The organism is Cupriavidus sp. YR651 (assembly GCF_900101625.1).
Lineage (GTDB): Bacteria > Pseudomonadota > Gammaproteobacteria > Burkholderiales > Burkholderiaceae > Cupriavidus.
In genome coordinates, this window is sequence record NZ_FMYZ01000002.1 from 501,996 (window position 1) to 522,722 (window position 20,727).

Annotated in this window: 20 protein-coding genes; 13 read left to right on the forward strand and 7 right to left on the reverse strand. The window is 65.5% G+C overall.

From position 1 onward, the window contains the following. Positions 1-376: 376 nt before the first annotated feature. From BLR29_RS08465 to BLR29_RS08480, 4 genes are all read left to right on the forward strand, one after another. The gene (locus tag BLR29_RS08465) at positions 377-664 is read left to right on the forward strand and encodes a hypothetical protein (protein WP_092136692.1); all 288 of its coding nucleotides are present in this window, start codon (positions 377-379) and stop codon (positions 662-664) included. Positions 665-780: 116 nt separating this feature from the next. Then, positions 781-1,152 carry a hypothetical protein gene (locus BLR29_RS08470; RefSeq protein WP_092136171.1) on the forward strand — a complete coding sequence of 124 codons (372 nt, stop codon included), beginning with the start codon at positions 781-783 and terminating at the stop codon, positions 1,150-1,152. Between the two features lie 187 nt (positions 1,153-1,339). Beyond that, positions 1,340-1,585, forward strand: a complete 246-nt coding sequence (locus tag BLR29_RS08475) for a hypothetical protein (RefSeq protein WP_092136173.1) — start codon at positions 1,340-1,342, stop codon at positions 1,583-1,585. Positions 1,586-1,626: 41 nt separating this feature from the next. Beyond that, positions 1,627-1,896: a hypothetical protein gene (locus tag BLR29_RS08480; RefSeq protein ID WP_255371140.1), complete on the forward strand. Its 270-nt coding sequence runs from the start codon at positions 1,627-1,629 to the stop codon at positions 1,894-1,896. A gap of 26 nt (positions 1,897-1,922) precedes the next feature. Here BLR29_RS08480 and BLR29_RS08485 read toward each other — a convergent pair whose 3' ends face one another. Beyond that, positions 1,923-2,207 carry a hypothetical protein gene (locus BLR29_RS08485; RefSeq protein WP_092136177.1) on the reverse strand — a complete coding sequence of 95 codons (285 nt, stop codon included), beginning with the start codon at positions 2,205-2,207 and terminating at the stop codon, positions 1,923-1,925. Positions 2,208-2,465: 258 nt separating this feature from the next. Here BLR29_RS08485 and BLR29_RS08490 point away from each other — a divergent pair, with 258 nt between their 5' ends. The 3 genes from BLR29_RS08490 to BLR29_RS08500 all read left to right on the forward strand — a co-directional run bounded on the left by BLR29_RS08490 (position 2,466) and on the right by BLR29_RS08500 (position 6,595). Next, entirely contained in the window at positions 2,466-3,527 is a 1,062-nt protein-coding gene (locus BLR29_RS08490) for a transporter (protein ID WP_092136179.1), read from the forward strand. A 103-nt stretch (positions 3,528-3,630) separates the two neighbouring features. Then, a complete protein-coding gene (ppk2, locus tag BLR29_RS08495; RefSeq protein WP_092136181.1) occupies positions 3,631-4,581 on the forward strand; it encodes a polyphosphate kinase 2 in 951 nt (316 codons plus the stop codon). Positions 4,582-4,915: 334 nt separating this feature from the next. Beyond that, a complete protein-coding gene (locus BLR29_RS08500; RefSeq protein WP_255371141.1) occupies positions 4,916-6,595 on the forward strand; it encodes a M30 family zinc metallopeptidase in 1,680 nt (559 codons plus the stop codon). 87 nt (positions 6,596-6,682) lie between these two features. On the opposite strand, the gene BLR29_RS08505 is transcribed toward BLR29_RS08500, so the two are convergent. After that, a complete protein-coding gene (locus tag BLR29_RS08505) occupies positions 6,683-7,774 on the reverse strand; it encodes a substrate-binding domain-containing protein (RefSeq protein WP_092136185.1) in 1,092 nt (363 codons plus the stop codon). Between the two features lie 193 nt (positions 7,775-7,967). On the opposite strand from BLR29_RS08505, the gene BLR29_RS08510 reads away from it, so the two are divergent. From BLR29_RS08510 to BLR29_RS08530, 5 genes are all read left to right on the forward strand, one after another. Next, the gene (locus tag BLR29_RS08510) at positions 7,968-8,492 is read left to right on the forward strand and encodes a formate dehydrogenase subunit gamma (protein ID WP_092136187.1); all 525 of its coding nucleotides are present in this window, start codon (positions 7,968-7,970) and stop codon (positions 8,490-8,492) included. Next, a complete protein-coding gene (locus BLR29_RS08515; RefSeq protein WP_092136189.1) occupies positions 8,489-10,045 on the forward strand; it encodes a formate dehydrogenase beta subunit in 1,557 nt (518 codons plus the stop codon). The genes BLR29_RS08510 and BLR29_RS08515 overlap by 4 nt, the downstream gene beginning before the upstream one ends. Before the next feature lie 75 nt (positions 10,046-10,120). Next, complete coding sequence (gene fdhF / locus BLR29_RS08520; RefSeq protein WP_092136191.1) at positions 10,121-12,991, forward strand: formate dehydrogenase subunit alpha; 2,871 nt, start codon at positions 10,121-10,123, stop codon at positions 12,989-12,991. A gap of 12 nt (positions 12,992-13,003) precedes the next feature. Further along, positions 13,004-13,852 carry a formate dehydrogenase accessory sulfurtransferase FdhD gene (gene fdhD / locus BLR29_RS08525; RefSeq protein WP_092136193.1) on the forward strand — a complete coding sequence of 283 codons (849 nt, stop codon included), beginning with the start codon at positions 13,004-13,006 and terminating at the stop codon, positions 13,850-13,852. Between the two features lie 8 nt (positions 13,853-13,860). After that, positions 13,861-14,106: a formate dehydrogenase subunit delta gene (locus BLR29_RS08530; RefSeq protein ID WP_092136195.1), complete on the forward strand. Its 246-nt coding sequence runs from the start codon at positions 13,861-13,863 to the stop codon at positions 14,104-14,106. Positions 14,107-14,176: 70 nt separating this feature from the next. On the opposite strand, the gene BLR29_RS08535 is transcribed toward BLR29_RS08530, so the two are convergent. From BLR29_RS08535 to BLR29_RS08550, 4 genes are all read right to left on the reverse strand, one after another. Then, the gene (locus BLR29_RS08535; RefSeq protein WP_092136197.1) at positions 14,177-14,647 is read right to left on the reverse strand and encodes an MgtC/SapB family protein; all 471 of its coding nucleotides are present in this window, start codon (positions 14,645-14,647) and stop codon (positions 14,177-14,179) included. A 149-nt stretch (positions 14,648-14,796) separates the two neighbouring features. Continuing rightward, a complete protein-coding gene (locus tag BLR29_RS08540; RefSeq protein WP_092136198.1) occupies positions 14,797-15,492 on the reverse strand; it encodes a transglycosylase domain-containing protein in 696 nt (231 codons plus the stop codon). Positions 15,493-15,537: 45 nt separating this feature from the next. Beyond that, positions 15,538-16,587 (reverse strand): Ldh family oxidoreductase, encoded by a 1,050-nt coding sequence (locus tag BLR29_RS08545; RefSeq protein ID WP_092136200.1) that lies wholly within the window; start codon positions 16,585-16,587, stop codon positions 15,538-15,540. A gap of 25 nt (positions 16,588-16,612) precedes the next feature. Next, positions 16,613-18,130 (reverse strand): DASS family sodium-coupled anion symporter, encoded by a 1,518-nt coding sequence (locus tag BLR29_RS08550; protein ID WP_092136694.1) that lies wholly within the window; start codon positions 18,128-18,130, stop codon positions 16,613-16,615. Between the two features lie 485 nt (positions 18,131-18,615). On the opposite strand from BLR29_RS08550, the gene BLR29_RS08555 reads away from it, so the two are divergent. Further along, positions 18,616-19,380 carry a tyrosine-protein phosphatase gene (locus tag BLR29_RS08555; RefSeq protein WP_255371164.1) on the forward strand — a complete coding sequence of 255 codons (765 nt, stop codon included), beginning with the start codon at positions 18,616-18,618 and terminating at the stop codon, positions 19,378-19,380. 71 nt (positions 19,381-19,451) lie between these two features. Here BLR29_RS08555 and BLR29_RS08560 read toward each other — a convergent pair whose 3' ends face one another. After that, positions 19,452-20,696: an acetate/propionate family kinase gene (locus tag BLR29_RS08560; protein ID WP_092136204.1), complete on the reverse strand. Its 1,245-nt coding sequence runs from the start codon at positions 20,694-20,696 to the stop codon at positions 19,452-19,454. Positions 20,697-20,727: the final 31 nt, after the last annotated feature.

Here is a 20,727-nt window from a genome sequence, read left to right on the forward strand (position 1 = left end):
GTAGATACAGGGATGGCCAGCGCTCGCGTGAACGTGGTCTGGCCCTTCCACAGCATTCAACCCTATTGCTACGGCTCGGGCGGAACACGAGGATTCCTCCTGCCGTCCACGCCTGATGTTCGTCTGGCGCGTGGTGCTGGTTTAGTGTGATGGGGTCGTGTCACCGCGATCAGCATTGCGCGAAGTCTCGCTGGCACTGACGCAGACAAGCGCCGGATCGCATTCGGCGCAGCGGCAATTGGCCCTGCTTGCTTCGGCCGGCCGCGTACGCCTCCGGCTTGTTTGCGGCGGCGCCGGATCCCAGTCAAGCAACAGAACTCAACAGCCGCGCAGCATGTGCCGCGTGGCGAACCCCTTACGCATCCTGGAGCTGATTTTGGATAACAAACCGTCGGCAACTTACAAAGGTTTCGACCTCTATCCGTTGGTGTATCGGATTCCCCCCGTCGCGTCGTGGCCTCGCACCAAGCCGGACCGCACGTTCAACGCCTCCGTGGTGATTTGCCGGGAGGGGGGGCGCCCCGATGGCGAGGACCCCACACGCGTATTCCGGATCGAGAGCGCCCCATGGGAGAACATCGGTTCGGCGCGACGCGGCGCGATCGAATTCGGGCAGCGCGTGATCGACGGCCTGGTGCCGGGCGAATCCGTGTCCGCGTTGTAATCATCGGGCGATCCATGCCTGCCAGCGGTTTCCACCTCTTGTCAGGGACCCAATGGCTTTCCAGGCCGGGCTGGCAGGTTATTCCGGCCAATGTTTGTCGATAGAGGGACTTCAGCATGGAAGCATCGCGCTCTTCACCGACCTTCATTTGCGATTTGCCTGGCCCGAGCGGGAACATTGCCTATCACCTGGCAGTCCTGCTTGATGACGCCCGGCCCACGAAGGTTATTTTCACGAGCTTTGTGGGCGCCGGCAGGCGTTCCTTCGAAGTCCAGGCATCCGACGTAACGCTTCCCCTTGAGCCAGGCGCAGGCAATTACGAAGCGATTTGTCGCATCGCGATCGGCCAGGTCATCCGGGACAACCTGCACGACAAACTCGGCGTAGGCAATTTTGTTCTGGACCTTTCCTCCGAGCGTTGGACGGGGGAGCTCAAGGCAGTGGGCAAGCATGTCCGCACGAGTGTGAATCTGCCGAATCGATTCTGATCGGGCTCCGGCTATTCGGGCGGGCAGCACTCCGGGTGCAGACGTGGTCAATGCAGGATTCAATGTACGACACAGGCAATCACGCGAATGTCGCAGTCGTTTGAGTAGGACACCATCGCATGAATAAACCTGCAAGCCAGCGCTCCATGCCCCTCCGGCGGGAGCGACGCCAAGCTGGGGGAACATCGTGACGTACTGCGATGAATGCCGGGCGATCAGGCAGGGGGAAATCGGTGCGCCGGGTCACGTGGGGCTGCGCATCACGGATACCCAACGGCGCAAGCTGAGCAAGGCGCGCGCTGTGACAATCAGCACGTTCGTCTGCGGCACGTGCGGCGCCACGTGGGTCTATCGCGACCGGCCCGACGGCAACCTTCAGGGCTGGACCGATCTGCGGACGTTGCCCGCCGACAGCCAGATTCAGGCGCCCTGACGCCGCCATGGCCGATATTGCCCCGATGCCAGAGGCCGTTCATGAGCGAAGATCCGCGCTGGGTCACTGAGCCCTATCGTGGCATGTATGCCCACGGGCTCGCCATCCGGATCGACGAGGAGCGGGAGAGCGCAACGCTGCCTGGGCAACGATGGGGCTACGTCCTGGCGATCAGCTTTAGCGCGCGGCCATCAGACCGTGGGATCGGATTGGAGCAGGACCAGGACGACTACTACACCGCGGAGGCTGCGGAGCAGGCCGCACTGCACTATGGGAAGCTTGCGATAGATGTGCTTCGTGACATGCACTGAACGGAGCGTGCGGCACGCCGCTCAGCCTACAGCCCTGTGATCGACTGTCCGGGCACAAAACCGTCAATGATGTCCTCGCCGGCTTGCACCGCTGCACGTCGTGCGCCGCCCAGGCTATCCCATTGGTTGGAGAGCATCGGAAAGAGCCTGACCTGATCCGAGGCGGGATCCTGGCCTTCCTTGCAAATGACGACAGACGCGCTGTAGGTGCGATCCGGCCGTCGTTCATACCACTCGCGTGTCGCGTGGTAGGTGTAGATCAGTGGATAGATGTCATAGCCCTTGTAGTTGGCGCTGGGTGATGTGTCCATGGCCGCTCTCCGATGAGGGTATTCGGTCACTGTACGCCCCTTGAATCACCGCACTGCTGATTATTTTCCGCATGATGTGTCGAACACGCTTTTGCCTCGACCTGAACGTGAGAGGGGCTTCTCATGTACGTCATGCGGGGCACGCGTTCCCATCGGGCAGGCATGCTTTCTTCCGAGGATCTCCAGCACTGTCATCGAGCTGTGCTAGCGTCGCGCGCTGGCGCGTATCGTTTCAGGCATTCTCAGGTGGGAGACTTCATGCAATCCGGCATTGTCGAATCCGGCTATGGTTCCGATCCGGTCGGGATGGTCAGCGGTTTCTTGTTCGCTCCCGGGCAGCCGACCCGGGAAATCGACTCCCATGCCGCGGTGGCGTGGTTGCGGCAACAGGATGCCGGATCGCAAGCCGCGTCCGCCGCGTCTGATGTGGCGGCCACGCACGATCGCCCTTTCCTCTGGCTCCACTTCAACCTTTCCCACAGTGCCTGCGAGCGCTGGATGCGGAGCCAGCTTGACCTGCCTGACGATTACTTCGAGGCCCTGCGCCAGGGCTCGCGATCGACGCGTATCGAGCGTCAGGACAGGGCCCTGCTGGCCGTGGTCAACGACGTCATCTACAACTTCGGTGTCACGTCCACCGACATCTCCACGCTCTGGGCAAACGCCGACCACCGGTTGCTGGTGACAGCGCGTGCCCGGCCGCTACGCTCGGTCGACAGGTTGCGCGCCGCCGTGCGTCGCGGAGAGGCCTTCCGGTCGCCGTTGGATCTCGTCGTGCACTTGCTGCGCGACCAGGCTGACGTGCTGGTGCAGATCGTGCGGGAGACGGGGAGCGGCGTTGACCAGATCGAGGACCAGTTGCTGTCGCAGCGCCTGAAGGGCAACCGCGCGGACCTGGGGGCAATGCGGCGCGGACTGGTGCGATTGCAGCGGCTGCTGGCGCCGGAGCCGGGCGCGCTGTTTCGGCTGCTGAATCGCCCGCCGGCCTGGCTGCAGGAAGGGGACTTGCAGGAGTTGCGTGAATCCACTGAAGAGTTCTCGCTGGTGCTCAACGATCTGGCCGCGCTGGTGGAGCGCATCAAGCTGTTGCAGGAAGAAATTGCTGCCAAACTGAATGAGCAGACCAACCGTACGCTGTTCACGCTGACGCTGGTGACCGTGCTCGCACTGCCGATCAACATCGTGGCGGGCTTTTTCGGGATGAATGTCGGCGGCATTCCGCTGGCCGATCATCCGCACGGTTTCTGGGTGCTGGTGGTGCTGGTGGCCAGCTTCACGGTGCTGGCGGGGCGGTGGGCGTTCCGCAAGCAGACGGAGTGACGTCCGCCGTGCTTTTTCATGCAATTGCCACAGCACGGGCGTACGATATCTGGTCACTGCTGTGCGATCGGCAATCGACCCGATCCCCGTGACGGAGCAAAACATGGATTACAACGACGAGGCGCTGATCCGGCGCATTCACCGCGAGGTGGCGGACTACTACGACGAGGAACTCGAGCTGGAGCTCGAGGACCGCGATCCGAGCCTCGTCCAGAGCTTGTTGTCCGGGGAGTCGGGTGGCCCTGGCGACAACAGCGATATCGGCGACACCGACGCCGAGCGTGCCGAACGGCACATGTACTTCCGCGAGTTGTTCCGCTTGCAGGGCGAACTGGTCAAGCTGCAGAGCTGGGTGGTAGCCACCGGGCACAAGGTCGTGATCCTCTTCGAAGGGCGCGATGCCGCCGGCAAGGGCGGGGTGATCAAGCGCATCACGCAGCGCCTGAATCCGCGCGTGTGCCGCGTGGCCGCGCTGCCGGCGCCGAACGATCGCGAGCAGACCCAGTGGTATTTCCAGCGTTACGTATCGCACCTGCCGGCGGCCGGCGAGATGGTGTTGTTCGACCGCAGCTGGTACAACCGCGCCGGCGTGGAGCGCGTGATGGGCTTCTGCTCGGACGACCAGTACGAGGAATTCTTCCGCTCCGTGCCGGAATTCGAGCGCATGCTGGTGCGTTCCGGCATCCAGGTCATCAAGTACTGGTTTTCGATATCGGACGAGGAGCAGCACCTGCGCTTCCTGAGCCGTATCCATGATCCGCTCAAGCAGTGGAAGCTGAGCCCGATGGACCTGGAGTCGCGCCGTCGCTGGGAAGACTACACGCGCGCCAAGGAAATCATGCTGGAGCGCACCCATATCGCGGAGGCGCCGTGGTGGGTGGTGCAGGCCGTGGACAAGAAGCGCGCGCGCCTGAACTGTATCCATCACCTGCTGCAGCAGATGCCCTACGTGGAACCGCCGCAGCCGACCATCGTGCTGCCCGAGCGCGAGCGCCACGCCGACTACACGCGTCAGCCCGTGCCGGCGAGTTTGATCGTGCCTGAAGTCTATTGACGACTGTCAACCCTACTCGCGTGCAATGCGCGGACGGACCCCGAACATATTGTGCGGGGTTCGTCATGTCCAATAAAATTCATTTTCGATACTTTTTGCGTGCGAAGCACTAATGCCGGATGCGGCGCGCGCGATGCCCCACTTGCGTGGGGCGTCGAAAAGTCATCTCAAGCGCGTCTTCGCGCGCGCCGATAAATCGGGACGTTCCCCGGATTGGTGCGTGTAGCGCGCCATAACACCGGTGCTCAATACTTTTGACGGAGTGTTCCTGATGGGTCGCATTGCTGCGCGTACGTCTACCCGTACGTCTTCCCGTATTTTTTCCCGAGATTTGTTGTCTCGCGCCTTGCCGGCGCTCACGGCCGTGGCCGCGTTGACCCTGGCCGCCTGCGGCGGTGGTGGTGACAGCGGATCGTCGACGCAGGGTCCTGCCGGGTCGCCGGGCTCGAGCGGTCCGCTGCTGGTCAACGGCCTGGACCAGGCCTGCAGCGCCGGTGGCCAGTGCAGCGCGGCCACCGCCGCCAGCTATTCCGGCTCCGGCACCGGCATCTGGGGCCGCGCCAACGCGTCCACCGCCGCCCAGGACGTGCAGTATTCGATCTCGGGTGTGGCCGGCAAGTCCATCGCGATGATGCTGACCAACCTGACGGGCCAGTCGGTCGCCATGCCGTCGGTGCCGCTGTCGAGCATGGTCGACGCATCGTCGCTGGCACGGCTGTCGCCGCAGGCGCTGACCGCCGAGGCCGACGACGAGGCCTCCCGGCGCGCCATCGGCGATTTCAACCGCACGGGCTGGATCGACGCGATTCAGGCATCGCAGCCGATGCTGCGTTCGATGAGCGCGCCGCCGGTACAGCAATCGACGGCAGGGCTGGGCGTGGGCGCCACGAAGACCTGGTATCACACCGATACCACCATGCGGCTGGCCACGCTGCAGCAGCAGGTGACCGCCACCGACGGGACCATCGTCAACCTCTGGGTGGAAAACTCGCAGTTCGGTGCCGGCGCCAACCAGATCAGCCTGACCACGGTTGGCACGCTGGCGACGGCCTTCGCCGGGACCGGCCAGATCTACGACATGCTGAAAGACATTGGCGGTCCGGTCTGGGGTCCGAACAGCTACGGCACGCAGGTGGTGCCGGCTACCGGCCAGCCCATCGACATCGTCATCCTGAACTTCAATAACGACGGCAAGCCGTACGGCAGCGTGGCCTATTTCTGGGGCCTGCACAACCTGTCGAAGACCACGGATCCGCGCAGCAACGAGTCGATCTCGCTCTACCTGGACAGCGAAACGCTGGCGCTGGGCGGCGCCGCCGGCATGCAGGCGATGAAGGTGACCATGGCGCATGAAGGCACGCACATGCAGAACTTCTACCGTCGCGGCATCATGATGGGCCCGTCGTACGTGTATGCCGACTGGCTCGAGGAAATGACGGCGATGCAGATGGAGGACTTCCTGAGCCACAGCATCGACCCGACCTTCAATGCCATCAGCAATGTGCGCTTCCCGGACTTCTATCGCTACAGCAGCTACAACTGCAACATCCTGCAGTTCACGGGCTTTGGCACGCCGTGCGAGAGCTATTCGGTGTCCGGCAGCTTTGGTGGCTTCCTGGATCGCCAGCTTGGCCTCGCGTTCTACAAGGACCTGCTGACCCGCCGGACGGCGGATTCGAAGACGGCACTGAACCAGGCGATCGTCGCGGCGCAGGCGGGCTCCAGCTTCGAGCAGCAGTTGCTGCGCTGGAAGGTGACGACCAGCAGCGGCATGCCGGCGGCCAAGTCTCCGACTGGCTATGGCTATCCGGCACGCACCGATGGCACGTATGTGCTGCCGGAGATCGATCCGTCGGCATCGGTGTATGCGTCGCTGCGCAAGCTGCCGGTGGTGCTGCCTTCGTTGCTGGAAGCGTATGGCACGTTCCCGGTCGCTCGCAGCGCGACCAACGGCGTGTACAGCGACAAGGTACGCGTCCCGGCCGGCGCGACGCTGTCCGTGGTGGTGTACTGATCGTCTGACGTTCCCGCGCGAGCGGGAACGTCTTGCGGAGTCTTCCTCCATTGCACGGCCCGCCGCCCGGCGGGCCGTGTCCCGGTACTACAGCGGTATGCCGGGAAACGCTTCCCCAAAGGTCTGCACGACGCCGGTCAGTTCGGCCTCGTAGCCGGGCAGGGCATCCACCCGCTCCCGGAAATTCCTGTTATTCATGGCCGAGACGGCGCCCACCAGTGCCGGGCTCTCCAGCATCCTTTTCTCGATCGCGAAGAAATACCGCTCCTTCAGCACGGGCACGAATTCGAGCCCGAATCGTCGCGCCGCGGTTTCCACGCCGAAGCCGACATCCGCCATCCCGCTGCCGATGTAGGCGGCCACTGCGGCATGGGTGAACTCGCCATTGCTGAAGCCCTCGATCCGGTTGGGATCGATCCCCCGCCGCGCCAACATGAGATCCAGCAGCAGCCGCGTGCCGGAGCCAACCTGCCGATTCACGAATCGCACATCGGATCGCACCAGGTCGTCCAGCGAATGCACACCCAACGGGTTTCCGGGCCGTACGAACAGGCCTTGGGAGCGCACCGCCAGATGGATCAGGCAATGGGTTTCCGGCCGCAGCCAGGCAGTGAAACGCCGCAACGTTTCCTGCTCGAACTCGCCGATCGGCACGTGGAAGCCCGCCACGTCGCAAGCGCCCTCGGCCAGCGCCGCCACGGCCTCCAGGCTGCCGCAGTACTTGAGGTCGTGCCGCACTTTGTGCTCGTCCAGGAAGTCCCGCAGCGCGGCCACCGCAAATCCATGGCTGGCGTGGATGCGCACCGCGGGGTCGGATTCGGCCATCAGCTTCTTCAGCTCGATTTCCAGCTCTGATGCCAGACTGTCCAGCGTCGGCGACAGGCGCGCCGCAATCCGCTTGCTGGCCCAGACCAGCTGCTGCGCCAATGGCGTCAGCGTGGACCCGCGCCCACGGGTCTTGGCGATCAGCGCGCCGCCGAACAGGGTTTCGGCGTCGCGCAAGATGCCCCAGGCGTAGCGATATGACAACGCCACGGCCTCGGCCGACTGCGCGATGTTGCCGGTGGCCTCGATATGGCCCAGCAGGGCGACCAGACGCGATACATCGAGGCCCGGCGCGGGCGTCGGGGCAGTGTCGTCACGGATCTGGAGATGGGGAAGAATCGAGATGCGTAGCATATGCGAAAAATAGCATATTGAATGGGCCAAATCACCCGCCTATAGTCGCACAAACAGGCCAAAGAGCCCGCTGCAACGCCCCCGAATATGAAAAAAAAAGCCTATATCGTGTCAGCAGGCGACACGTACGGCTAGCGGGTTGGCGGGTCAGCATGGGCTCGCCAGACCACGACGATATAAGCACGGAGACACCATGCCAGACATCGCCACCCCCACTGCGCCGGCTGACGGCGACGCCATCGCGCGCATCGTTGCCGCACGGCGCGACATGCCCGGCGCATTGCTGCCGATTCTGCACGACATCCAGGACAGCCAGGGATTCATCCCCGCCGAGGCGGTGCCGGTCATTGCCAAGGCTCTGAACCTGTCGCGCGCCGAGGTGCACGGCGTCATCACCTTCTATCACCACTTCCGCGACCAACCGGCCGGCCGTCACGTCGTGCAGGTCTGCCGCGCCGAGGCGTGCCAGTCCGTCGGCGCCGACGCACTGGCCGCGCACGCCAGCAAGGCGCTCGGTTGCGATTTCCACGAGACCACGGCCGACGGCCAGTTCACGCTGGAGCCGGTCTACTGCCTGGGCCAGTGCGCATGCGGCCCCGCCGTGATGATTGGCGACCGGCTCCACGCCCGCGTCGACGCCCGGCGCTTCGACGCCTTGACCGGCGCGCTGCGCGAACCGGCGGTACAGCCCGCGCAATCCGTGGAGACCCAGGCATGAGCACCACGATCTTCGTTCCCCGCGATTCCACCGCGCTGGCGCTTGGCGCCGACGACGTCGCGCACGCCATCGCCCAGGAGGCCGCCAAACGTGGCGCCGATGTCCGCATCGTCCGCAATGGCTCGCGCGGCATGTTCTGGCTTGAACCACTGGTCGAAGTGCAGACCGATGCCGGCCGCGTCGCCTACGGCCCGGTGACGGCGGAGGATGTGGGCGCGCTGTTCGACGCCGGATTCCTCGCCGGCGGCACGCACGCGCTGGCGCATGGTCCCACCGGCGAGATTCCGTTCCTGAAGAAGCAGGAGCGGTTGACCTTCGCGCGCGTCGGCATCACCGATCCGCTGTCGCTGGACGACTACATCGCGCACGAAGGCTATGCCGGCCTGACGCGCGCGCTGTCGATGGCCCCCGCGCAGATCGTGCAGGAGGTCACCGACTCCGGCCTGCGGGGACGCGGCGGTGCGGCGTTCCCCACGGGCATCAAGTGGAAGACTGTGCTGGGCGCGGCCTCCGACATCAAGTACATCGTTTGCAACGCCGATGAGGGCGACTCCGGCACGTTCTCCGACCGCATGGTCATGGAGGACGATCCGTTCATGTTGATCGAGGGCATGACGATTGCGGGGCTGGCCGTCGGCGCCGAGCAGGGCTACATCTACACGCGCTCCGAGTATCCGCACGCGATTGCCGCCACCGAGGCCGCCATCGAGATCGCGACCCAGGCCGGCTGGCTCGGCGACAACATCCGTGGCAGCGGCCGGCGCTTCCGGCTGGAAGTGCGCAAGGGTGCCGGCGCCTACGTCTGCGGCGAAGAAACCGCGCTGCTCGAAAGCCTGGAGGGCAAGCGCGGCGTGGTGCGCGCCAAGCCGCCGCTGCCGGCGCTGGAAGGGCTGTTCGGCAAGCCGACCGTCATCAACAACGTGATTTCGCTGGCCACGGTGCCGGTGATCCTGGCGCGCGGCGCCACGTTCTATCGCGACTTCGGCATGGGCCGCTCGCGCGGTACGCTGCCATTCCAGCTTGCCGGCAACATCCTGCAGGGCGGTCTGGTGGAGAAGGCGTTCGGCATCACGCTGCGTGAACTGCTGGTCGACTTCGGCGGCGGCACGCGCAGCGGCCGCGCGATCCGCGCCGTGCAGGTGGGTGGCCCGCTGGGTGCCTACCTGCCCGAATCGCGCTTCGATACGCCGCTGGACTACGAGGCCTACGCGGCATTTGGCGCGGTTGTGGGCCACGGCGGCATCGTGGTGTTCGACGAAACCGTCGACATGGCGAAGATGGCGCGCTACGCGATGGAGTTCTGCGCGATCGAGTCGTGCGGCAAGTGCACGCCGTGCCGGATCGGCTCCACGCGCGGCGTGGAGGTGATCGACCGCATCATCGCGGGCGAGGCGCCGGTGAAGCACGTGGCGCTGGTTCGCGATCTCTGCGACACCATGCTCAACGGGTCGCTCTGCGCGATGGGTGGCATGACGCCCTATCCGGTGCTGTCCGCGCTGAACGAGTTCCCAGAGGATTTCGGCCTGGCCGCCAAGCCGGCCCGGGCAGCCTGAGTTCGCTCCGGTCCATGACAACGACGTGCCCCTCAGGGGCACGCACCCTACAGATCTAGAAACGGGAGACATCCCTTGAACGCTCGCGACGATTTCGACTACGGTACCCCGCCCAGCGAATCCGAAACGCTGATCACGCTGGAGATCGACGGTGTGCCCGTCACCGTGCCGGCCGGCACCTCGGTCATGCGCGCCGCCGCCGAGGCCGGCGTGGGCGTGCCCAAGCTGTGCGCCACGGATTCGCTGAAGTCTTTCGGTTCGTGCCGGCTGTGCCTCGTGGAGATCGAAGGCCGCCGCGGCTATCCGGCCTCGTGCACGACGCCGGTGGAAGCGGGCATGAAGGTGAAGACGCAGAGCGACAAGCTCGGCGACCTGCGCCGTGGCGTAATGGAACTCTACATCTCAGACCACCCGCTCGATTGCCTGACCTGTCCGACCAATGGCAACTGCGAGCTGCAGGACATGGCCGGCGTGGTGGGGCTGCGCGAGGTGCGCTACAACGACGGCGCCGCGCCGATCGCCACGCATACGCAGCTGGCGAAGGACGAGTCGAACCCGTATTTCACGTATGACGCGTCCAAGTGCATCGTCTGCAACCGCTGCGTCCGCGCGTGCGAGGAGACGCAAGGCACGTTCGCGCTGACGATCAGCGGCCGCGGCTTCGACTCCCGTGTGGCGGCAGGCACCAGCCAGTCGTTCATGGAATCCGATTGCGTGTCGTGCGGCGCCTGCGTGCAGGCCTGCCCGACGGCCACGCTGACGGAAACCTCGGTCATCAAGCTGGGGCAGGCATCGCACAGCACGGTCACCACCTGCGCCTATTGCGGCGTGGGTTGCTCGTTCAAGGCCGAGATGAAGGGCAACGAGGTCGTGCGCATGGTGCCGTACAAGGACGGCCAGGCCAACGAAGGCCACGCCTGCGTGAAGGGCCGCTTCGCCTGGGGCTATGCCACGCACCAGGACCGCATCCTCAAGCCGATGATCCGCGCGAAGATCACCGATCCGTGGCGCGAGGTGTCGTGGGAGGAAGCGATCGGCTACGCCGCGTCGCAGTTCAAACGCATCCAGGCCGAGCATGGCAAGGATTCGATCGGTGGCATCGTGTCGTCGCGCTGCACGAACGAAGAAGGCTACCTGGTGCAGAAGCTGGTGCGGGCGGCGTTCGGCAATAACAACGTCGATACTTGCGCGCGCGTCTGCCACTCGCCGACCGGCTACGGACTCAAGACCACGCTCGGCGAATCGGCTGGTACGCAGACCTTCCGCTCGGTGGCCAAGGCCGATGTGATCATGGTGATCGGCGCCAACCCGACCGATGGCCACCCGGTGTTCGCCTCGCGCATGAAGAAGCGCCTGCGCGCCGGGGCAAAGCTGATCGTCGCCGATCCGCGCCGCATCGACCTGGTTGATTCCCCGCATATCCGCGCCGATTACCACCTGCAGCTGCGCCCGGGCACCAACGTCGCGCTGGTGACGTCGATGGCGCACGTGATCGTCACCGAAGGCCTGCTGGCCGACGCGTTCATCGCCGAGCGTTGCGAAGACCGCGCGTTCCAGCAATGGCGCGATTTCGTCGCACTGCCCGAAAACTCGCCGGAGGAGATGGAGTCGGTGACCGGCGTGCCGGCGGACCAGCTCCGCGGCGCGGCCCGCCTGTATGCCACCGGCGGCAACGCGGCCATCTACTACGGCCTCGGTGTGACGGAGCACGCGCAAGGCTCGACGACCGTGATGGGCATCGCCAACCTGGCAATGGCCACGGGCAATATCGGTCGCGAAGGCGTCGGCGTGAATCCGCTGCGCGGCCAGAACAACGTGCAGGGCTCCTGCGACATCGGATCGTTCCCGCACGAGTTGCCGGGCTATCGCCACGTGTCGGACTCCACCGTGCGCGGCGCGTTCGAGGCGGCGTGGAATGTCGAAATCAACCCGGAGCCGGGCCTGCGCATCCCGAACATGTTCGAGGCCGCGCTGACGGGCTCGTTCAAGGGCCTGTACTGCCAGGGCGAGGATATCGTCCAGTCCGACCCCAACACGCAGCACGTGGCGGAGGCGCTCTCGTCGATGGAGTGCATCGTCGTGCAGGACATCTTCCTGAACGAAACCGCGAAGTACGCGCACGTGTTCCTGCCGGGGTCGTCGTTCCTGGAAAAGGATGGCACCTTCACCAACGCGGAGCGCCGCATCTCGCGCGTGCGCAAGGTCATGCCCGCGAAGGGCGGCTATGCCGACTGGGAGGCCACGATCCTGCTGGCCAATGCGCTCGGCTACCCGATGCACTACAACCACCCGTCCGAGATCATGGACGAGATCGCGCGGCTGACGCCGACGTTCGCCGGTGTGAGCTACAAGAAGCTTGACGAACTGGGCAGCATCCAGTGGCCGTGCAATGCCGATGCGCCGGAAGGCACGCCGACCATGCACGTCGACGCCTTCGTGCGCGGCAAGGGCAAGTTCATCATCACCAAGTACGTGGCGACCACGGAGAAGGTCAACCGCAAGTACCCGCTGATCCTGACCACGGGCCGCATCCTGTCGCAGTACAACGTGGGTGCGCAGACGCGGCGTACGCACAACGTGCACTGGCACGATGAAGACCGGCTGGAAATTCATCCGCACGACGCCGAGGAACGTGGCATCAAGGATGGCGACTGGGTTGGCGTGCAGAGCCGGGCAGGGGAGACCGTGCTGCGCGCTATCGTCAGCCAGCGCATGCAGCCGGGCGTGGTGTACACGACGTTCCACTTCCCGGAGTCGGGCGCCAACGTCATCACCACCGACAACTCGGACTGGGCGACCAACTGTCCGGAGTACAAGGTGACCGCGGTGCAGGTGATGCCGGTGGCGCAGCCGTCCACGTGGCAACGCGAGTACCAGGCGTTCAACGAGGAACAGCTGGCGCACCTGCGCGCGGCCAGCGAGCCGGCGCAGGCTTCGGCGGAATAAGCGAGCCACGCCATGAAGCGCTGCATCCTGCCGCAGGAGGCCGAGCCGTCCGACGAGGCGTTGCCGGCCACGCGAAATACCTTCGCCGTCAACCGCTGGCGGAATGGCGCGGCGATGGCCGAGATCGACCACATCGCCGAGGAAGTCCCGGTGGCGCTGGAGTACAACGGCGTCTCTCATGCGGTGATGCTGGCCACGCCGGCGGACCTGGAAGACTTCGCGCTGGGCTTCAGCCTGAGCGAAGGCATCGTGGCCAGTCCGCGCGACGTGTATGGCATCGACGTGGAGGTCCGGCCGAACGGCGTGGCCGTGAAGCTGGAGATCGCGACGGAGGCCTTCGTCGGACTCAAGGCGCGGCGCCGCGCGCTGGCCGGCCGCACCGGATGCGGGCTGTGCGGCACGGAATCGCTTGACGAGGTCATGCGCGTACCGGCCACGGTGCAAAGCGCGGCGTCGTTCGATCCTGCATTGCTGGACGCCGCCTTTGCACAGCTTCAGACGCGTCAGGCGCTGCAGCGCGATACCGGCGCCACGCACGCGGCGGGCTGGCTGCGTGCGGACGGCACGGTCGCGCTGGTGCGCGAGGACGTCGGCCGGCACAATGCGCTGGACAAGCTGGCCGGCGCGCTCGCCATCGGCAACGAAGATGTTTCGCGTGGCGCGGTGATCGTGACCAGTCGCGCCAGCTACGAGATGGTCCTGAAGACGGCGATGATCGGCGCGGGCGTGCTGGCGGCGGTGTCCGGGCCGACCGCGCTGGCGGTGCGTCTGGCCGAATCCGCGGGCGTCACGCTGGCCGGCTTCGTTCGTGCGGGCAGCCTCGTTGCCTACGCCCATTCTCATCGACTAAAGATTTCCTAGAGCCTGGCATGCATATCGAAAACCTGATCAAGATGGCCAACCAGATCGGCGGCTTCTTTGAAGCGATGCCGGACCGGGACGAAGCGCTCGCGGACATCGCCAGCCACCTGAAGCGTTTCTGGGAGCCGCGCATGCGGCGCGCGCTGCTGGCCCACGTGGATGTGCACGGTGGCGAAGGGCTGGATGCCATCGTACTGACGGCCATCGCACGCCACCGCGAGAAGGTTGAGGTCGCGCAGGCTGCGGCCGCCTGAACAGCGCCCTGAACAGCGTCCTGAATGGCACCCCGAATGGCACGCCGAATGGCACCTGATTCCGGCCGCGCTATTTCTTGAGCCAGTAAAGCACTTGCAGGATCGTCAGCCCGAACAGCGTGGCGACGACCGCGGTGCTCTCCCGCCCCAGTCCGCAGGCGATGCCGATGGCGGCGACGGTCCAGATGCTGGCCGCCGTGGTCAGGCCGCGGATGTCTTCCTCGCTGTTGAGCTTGATGATGGCGCCGGCGCCCAGGAAGCCGATGCCAGACGCCAGCCCTTGCAGCACGCGGCTCATGTCCGGCAGTGGCACGCCTGCCTGGAGCGGCACCAGCACGAACAACGCCGACCCCAATGCGACCAGCATGTGCGTGCGCAGCCCAGCGGCCTTGCCGGCCGCCTCGCGCTCGTAGCCGATCATCCCGCCAAGCAATACGGCCAGCGTGAGCCGCAGCAGAATGCGGGTCAGCTCCTTGACGTCCGGCACGTCGGCAAACTCGGCGCGCAGCGTGCCGTAGACATCTCCCCACAGGCTTTCCATAGCGGCCTCCCGTCTGGCGTCTTCCGATGGTTGGCAAGCTAGCATGCGGCCGCGGCGCTCCGCAGTCGGGCGCCGGCTGACAAGCATCGGGGGAAAGGCGCGCGCAGGCCGCGAGAAAGCGGCGGAGGTGCGCGGGAAATGTGGCGTACTCAGCGCAGCCGCAGAGGTTCCAATAGGGCCGCGTCGTACTGGGTGCGCGTGATGCGGCCCAGTTCCATCATGCGCAGCAGGATGTACGCCTGACGCTGGCGTGCGCGACGGGGGTTGGCCACGGGATTGTTGGCCGAAGGCGCCTTGGGTAGGCCGGCCAGCATCGCGCATTCGGCCAGCGAGAGCTGCGCCACGGGCTTGCCGAAGTAGGTCTGCGCCGCTTCGCCAAAGCCGTAGGCGCCCTGGCCGAGGTAGATCTTGTTCAGATAGAGCTCGAGGATCTCGTCCTTGGTCAGCGACTGCTCGATGCGATAGGCCATCAGCGCTTCATACAGCTTGCGCGTATAGGTCTTCTGGCGCGAAAAGAAGAAGTTGCGAGCCACCTGCATGGTGATGGTGGAGGCGCCCTGCGACAGATCGTCGGAGAGATTGGCGATGCCGGCGCGCATCACGCCCACATAGTCCACGCCATCGTGCAGGTAGAAACGGTCGTCCTCGATGGCGACCACGGCCTCGGACAGCGCCGGTGGGAATTGTCTGAGCTGGATGTAGTCGGGCGTATCGCGGAATGCGGTGAGGGCATCGAGCGACGGCAATTGCCGGCTGGCCATGACGACCGCAAGGGTGGCCAGCAACGCGCCGCCGATGACGGCGAGCAGGACGAGCTTGACGAAGGCGGACCAGATACGTTGCATGGCACGTATTGTGCCATCGCTCTGGACGCCGCCATCGGAAAACGCCTATTCCCTCGGCACCGCCACCCCCAGCGATAACGCCAGCGTTTCCAGATTTCGCCAGATGTTCGGGTTGATTTCCAGATGCGTGGCGGCCGCGGCCCGGTTGGCCGCTTCGTATTCGCCGGGATACTGCACCTGGTCGAAGCCGGGCGCGGTGGGTGTGTCATGCAGGTAGTTGATGAACGCTTCCACCTCGCCACGCTCCCAGTTCAGCCCGAGGTCGAACTGCGGGTTCAGCAGTACGGCGAACAGGTTGTTGGTGGCCACGCCGGCCCGCGGGTTCTCTGGCTGGATCGTGCCGCCACCGGACAGCACACCGGCCAGTAATTCCGCCACCACGCCCAGCGCGTATCCCTTGTGCGCACCGAACGGCAGCAGTGACCCGGGCCGCTCGCCGAACATGACCGAGGCATCGGTCGTCGGGTTGCCATCGGCGTCGATGATGCTGTGCTCAGGCGCCGGCTCGCCTTTTTCGGCCAGCACGCGCGCCTTGTTGATGGCGATCGCGCTGGTGGCAATGTCCACCACCAGCGGCGGCCGGCCATTTGGCATGGGGCCCGCAAAGCAGAGCGGGTTGGTGGTCAGCCTTGCCACACGTCCGCCGTACGGCGCCACCACGGGTGGGCGGTTGATGACATTGGTGAAACTGAGCAATACGAAGCCGGCTGCGGCGACCATCTCGCCGTAGTGGCCCATGCGGCCGAGGTGGTGAGACTTGCGCAGCGTCACGATGCAATGCCCATGCTGTCGCACGCGCTCGATGGCCCGGGCCATGACGACCTTGCCCACGTGCTGGCCAAAGCCGCCGTTGCCGTCGAAGACCATCAGCGTGTCCTTGTCCAGCACGCAGTCCGCGCGGCCATCGGGGTTGACGCTGCCGCCATCGATGGCGCGGCGATAGTTCGGCAGGATCGACAGCCCGTGGCTGATGTAGCCGCAGCGGTCGGATTCGACCAGATGCTCGGCCACATCGTCGGCAATGTCGGCGGGGACGGCTTGCGCGGTGAGGATGTCGCGCGCGAAGCGTTGTGCGGAGTCGAGGGTGATTTTCATAAGGGGGCGGCGTAGTTGATTGTGGTCAGACCCAGCCCAGCCAGCGCCAGTAGGTGGTGGCGAACACCAGCATCAGCACGTAGCCGATGATCGTGACCGGGATGCCGATGCGGGCGAACTGTCGTCCGTTGAACGTGTCGGTGCCCAGGCAGACCATGTTCTGTGGCGCGTTGATCGGCAGGATGAAGCCGAAGCTGACCGTGTAGCCGAGCAACATGGTCATGCCGACCTTGTTCATGTCCCCGGGCAGCGTCTGCAGCACCGAGATGAGGATGGGCAGCAGCGCGGCGGTCAGCGCCGTCGCACTGGCAAAGCCCAGGTGAATCAGGATCAGGAACGCGGCAAGCACCGCGAAGACCATCAGCGTGCCGTGGTCGGCCAGGCCGGAATGCGTCACCACGAACTTGCCGAGCCACTGGCCGGCCTGCGTGGTCAGCAGCGCGGTCCCCAGGCTGATCCCCACGCCGAACACGATCAGCGTGCCCCAGGGCGTGCGTTGCTGCATGGTCTTCCAGTCCATCACGCCGATACGCGGCAGCATCAGGATGACCAGCCCCACGAAGGTGATGCTTGCCGTGTCGAACTGATGCAGCTTGCCCTCGGTGGCCCAGAACAGCAGCAGGCCGATGGCGACGGCGGCCAGGCGCTTCTGCGGGGCGGTCATGGGACCGAGCGCCGCAAGTTCGCGTTGCACCGCTTCCTTGCCGCCGACGATGGCGTCGGTTTCGGGCGGAAGCAGCCAGCGCACCAGGAAGTACAGCACGGCCGACATCACGATGGCCCAGGGCGCACCGGCGATGAGCCATTGCAGCCATGTCACGCGGTCCCCGAGCAGCTTGTCCATGAACCCGATGGTCAGGAGGTTTTGCGCGGCGGCCGTCTGGATGCCGACGTTCCACACACTGGTCGCCTGCGCCACCATGATCATGATGCCGGCCGCGATGTTCGACTTCTTGTCCACGCCGAACGCCGCGATCACGCCCATCATGATCGGCACCGTGCAGGCGCTGCGCGCCGTGGCGCTGGGCACCACCAGGCTCAGCAGGATCGTGACGGCGATCGTGCCGATCAGGATGCGCCGCGTGCTGGTGCCGATGGCGGACAACGTGACCAGTGCGATGCGGCGGTCAAGCCCCGTCACGGTCATCGCGGCCGAGATGAACAGCGCCGCCGCGACCAGCGCGAGCGCCGTGTTGGAGAACCCGGCCAGCGCCATGCCGAGCGCCTTCGACGTGCCATATTGCGTGGCGGGATCGTTGACTGTTGGCGAGAAGCCGACCAACGCGGCCATCAGCGACGTGATCATGATCGCGCTGGTCTCGTAGGTCACGGCCTCGGTGATCCAGACCACCACGGCGAAGGCCAGGATGGCGAGCATGCGGTGCCCGGCCACGGGAAGATCGGCGGGGGTAGGAATCAGCAGAACACCGATCAGTGCGGCGATAGCCAGAAACAGGCCCCAGTGCAGGGCGACCTTGGGAGCAAGGGGCTTGGTTGCCGCGGTGGATGGAAGGGCGGCGGGGGAAGTGTGCGAATCAGGCATCATGGAATCCCTGGGTGGATAGATCCTGCCGGACGCGTTGCCACGCGCGAGTGCTGCGTTCGGCATGCACTTCATTATGTGAAGCGCGATGAAGCGTGCCAAGGTGGCCACTGCCGCGCGAATGCCCCAGATCAAGACTCTGCGAAGTCAGTGGGAAACTCACGATTGAGACAGCGCAAAGGCTCGCAGACTCAGGCAGGCAAGTGACGCCCGCGCGCTCGCACGATCTGAAATAATTGGCATCGGTGTTGAAGGTTTTTAGTTTGCGGTACGCCGCATCGCCGTCGTGGCCTGCGCGCCACTTGCGGCAATTTGCCGGCCGCGGCTGTCGGCCAGCGCGTCGCACCGCACCGACCACCACATTGGCCCCAACGTACAACGCATGGTGTCCACGAATCTGTCATCCGGGACGCCATCCACGAGAAAACGACATGATCCAGACCTGGTGTGCGTGGCTGGCCCACGCGCTGATTCCCTTGCGAGCGATGTCGCCCGATAGCGCATCGTCCATCCGCCCGTGCCTGCCGCTGGAGACCATCAGCAATGCGCGCGATCTTGGTGGTCTGGTGGGCGTATCCAACCGCCGCGTGCGCCACGGCCGGCTGTTCCGCAGCGGCAACCCCGCGCTGGCGAGCGCGGCCGATCTCGACCGCCTGCATGCACTGGGGCTCGACATGGTGATCGACTTCCGCTCGCCGGGCGAGAAATCACCTGCGGAGTCGGCGTTCGGAGAGCGTTTCCACTGGGTGTCCGTGCCCGTGCTGGATGGCAGCATGGCGATGGACGTGCTGATGCCGCGCCTGCGGGAAAGCACGCCGGCGCAGATGCATGCGTTCATGCTCGATGTGTACCGCGACTTTCCGGTGCGATACCGGGATGCGTTCGGCGGGTTCCTGCGCAACGCGGAGGCGGGCAAGACGCTCTACTACCACTGCACGGCCGGCAAGGACCGCACGGGCTTCGCATCGGTGCTGCTGCTGTCCGCGCTGGGCGTGTCGCAGGACGACATCGTCGCCAACTACCTCGAGTCAAACCACTGGAATCGTCGATTCAACGACGACGTGCTGGCACGGGTGGGCCCGATCGGCGTGCGACCGGAGGCGATCTTGCCGTTGCTGGAGGTCCGGCCGGAGTACCTGGAGGCGTCGATGTCGTCGATCAGTCAGACATACGGCAGCGTGGAGCGATTCCTGGCCGACGGCTTGCAGGTCGACGTCGACCGGCTACGCGCGCACTACCTCGAGGACTGAGCCGCGACCCGGACGGGCGTCCGGCCCGCGCATCGGCGCGTCAAGAGTCAGGAACAGGGTCCGGGTCGGGCTCAGGGGCAGGGTCCGAGTCCCCCGCATTCGCGCAGGATGCGTGCCGTGGACAGCGCGATCATGCCTTCCTCGTCGGTCGGCAAGACCAGCACCGGCACGCGGCTCGCATCCTGGCTGACACGCTGGCAGTTTTCATTGTTCGCCGCGTCATCGAGCGCAACGCCGAACAGGCCGGTCAGATGGGCGCAGATGCGCGCGCGGACCTCTGGCGAATTGGCGCCGATGCCGGCCGTGAACACCAGCGCATCGAGCCCGCCCAACGTGACGGCGAGCTTGCCGATTTCCTGTGCGGCGCGGAAGGCGTAGAAGTCCACGGCCAGCTTCGCGCGCGGATCGTTGCTGGCCAGCAGTGCCCGCATGTCGCTACTGACGCCGGAGATGCCCTTGAGGCCGGACTGGCCATAGAGCATGTTCTGGATCGCATCGGCATCCATGCCCTGTGCGGCCAGCCACAGGATCGCACCGGGGTCGATCGATCCGCACCGCGTGCCCATCGGCATGCCGTCGAGCGCGGTGAGCCCCATGGTCGAATCCACGCTCTTGCCGGCGCGCATCGCACACAGGCTCGCCCCGTTGCCCAGATGCGCCACGACAACGCGGCCTTCCAGCAGGTCGGGCGCCACCTGGTGCAGCCGGCGCGCAATGTATGCGTACGACAGCCCGTGAAAACCATAGCGGCGCACGCCGCGTTCGTAATACTCATAGGGCAGTGCCATCAGCTGGGCCAGCGGATCGTGACCCGCGTGAAACGCCGTGTCGAAGCAGGCCACCTGCAGCAGTTCCGGCACCGCCGCGCGCACCGCACGGATCGCCGTGAGGTTGTGCGGCTGATGCAGCGGGGCCAGCGGCACCAGCGCCTCCAGCTTCGCGATCACCTCGTCGTCGATACGCACTGCATCGGCAAAATCCGCACCGCCGTGGACCACGCGATGGCCGATCGCCACCGGTGGCGTGTCACGCAAGCCCACACTCAGCGTCAGACGGATCAGCCGGAACGCGGCGTCATGGTCCGAGATCTGTTCGACGGGAAAACGCTCGTCGGCGACGACTCGTCCATCGGCCATGCGCGCCATCAGCCGCGGTGCCACGCCGATGCCTTCGATCTGGCCGTGCGCGGAGAGTGTGGGCTGGATGTCGACGTTGTCGTGCGCGGAGTCCGGCACGGCATAGACGGAGACCTTCACGCTGGACGAGCCGGCGTTGACGACGAGGATGACGCGATTGGCGGGGTGTGGGGTACTCACGCTGACAATGCTCCTGTCGAATGGGGACTGC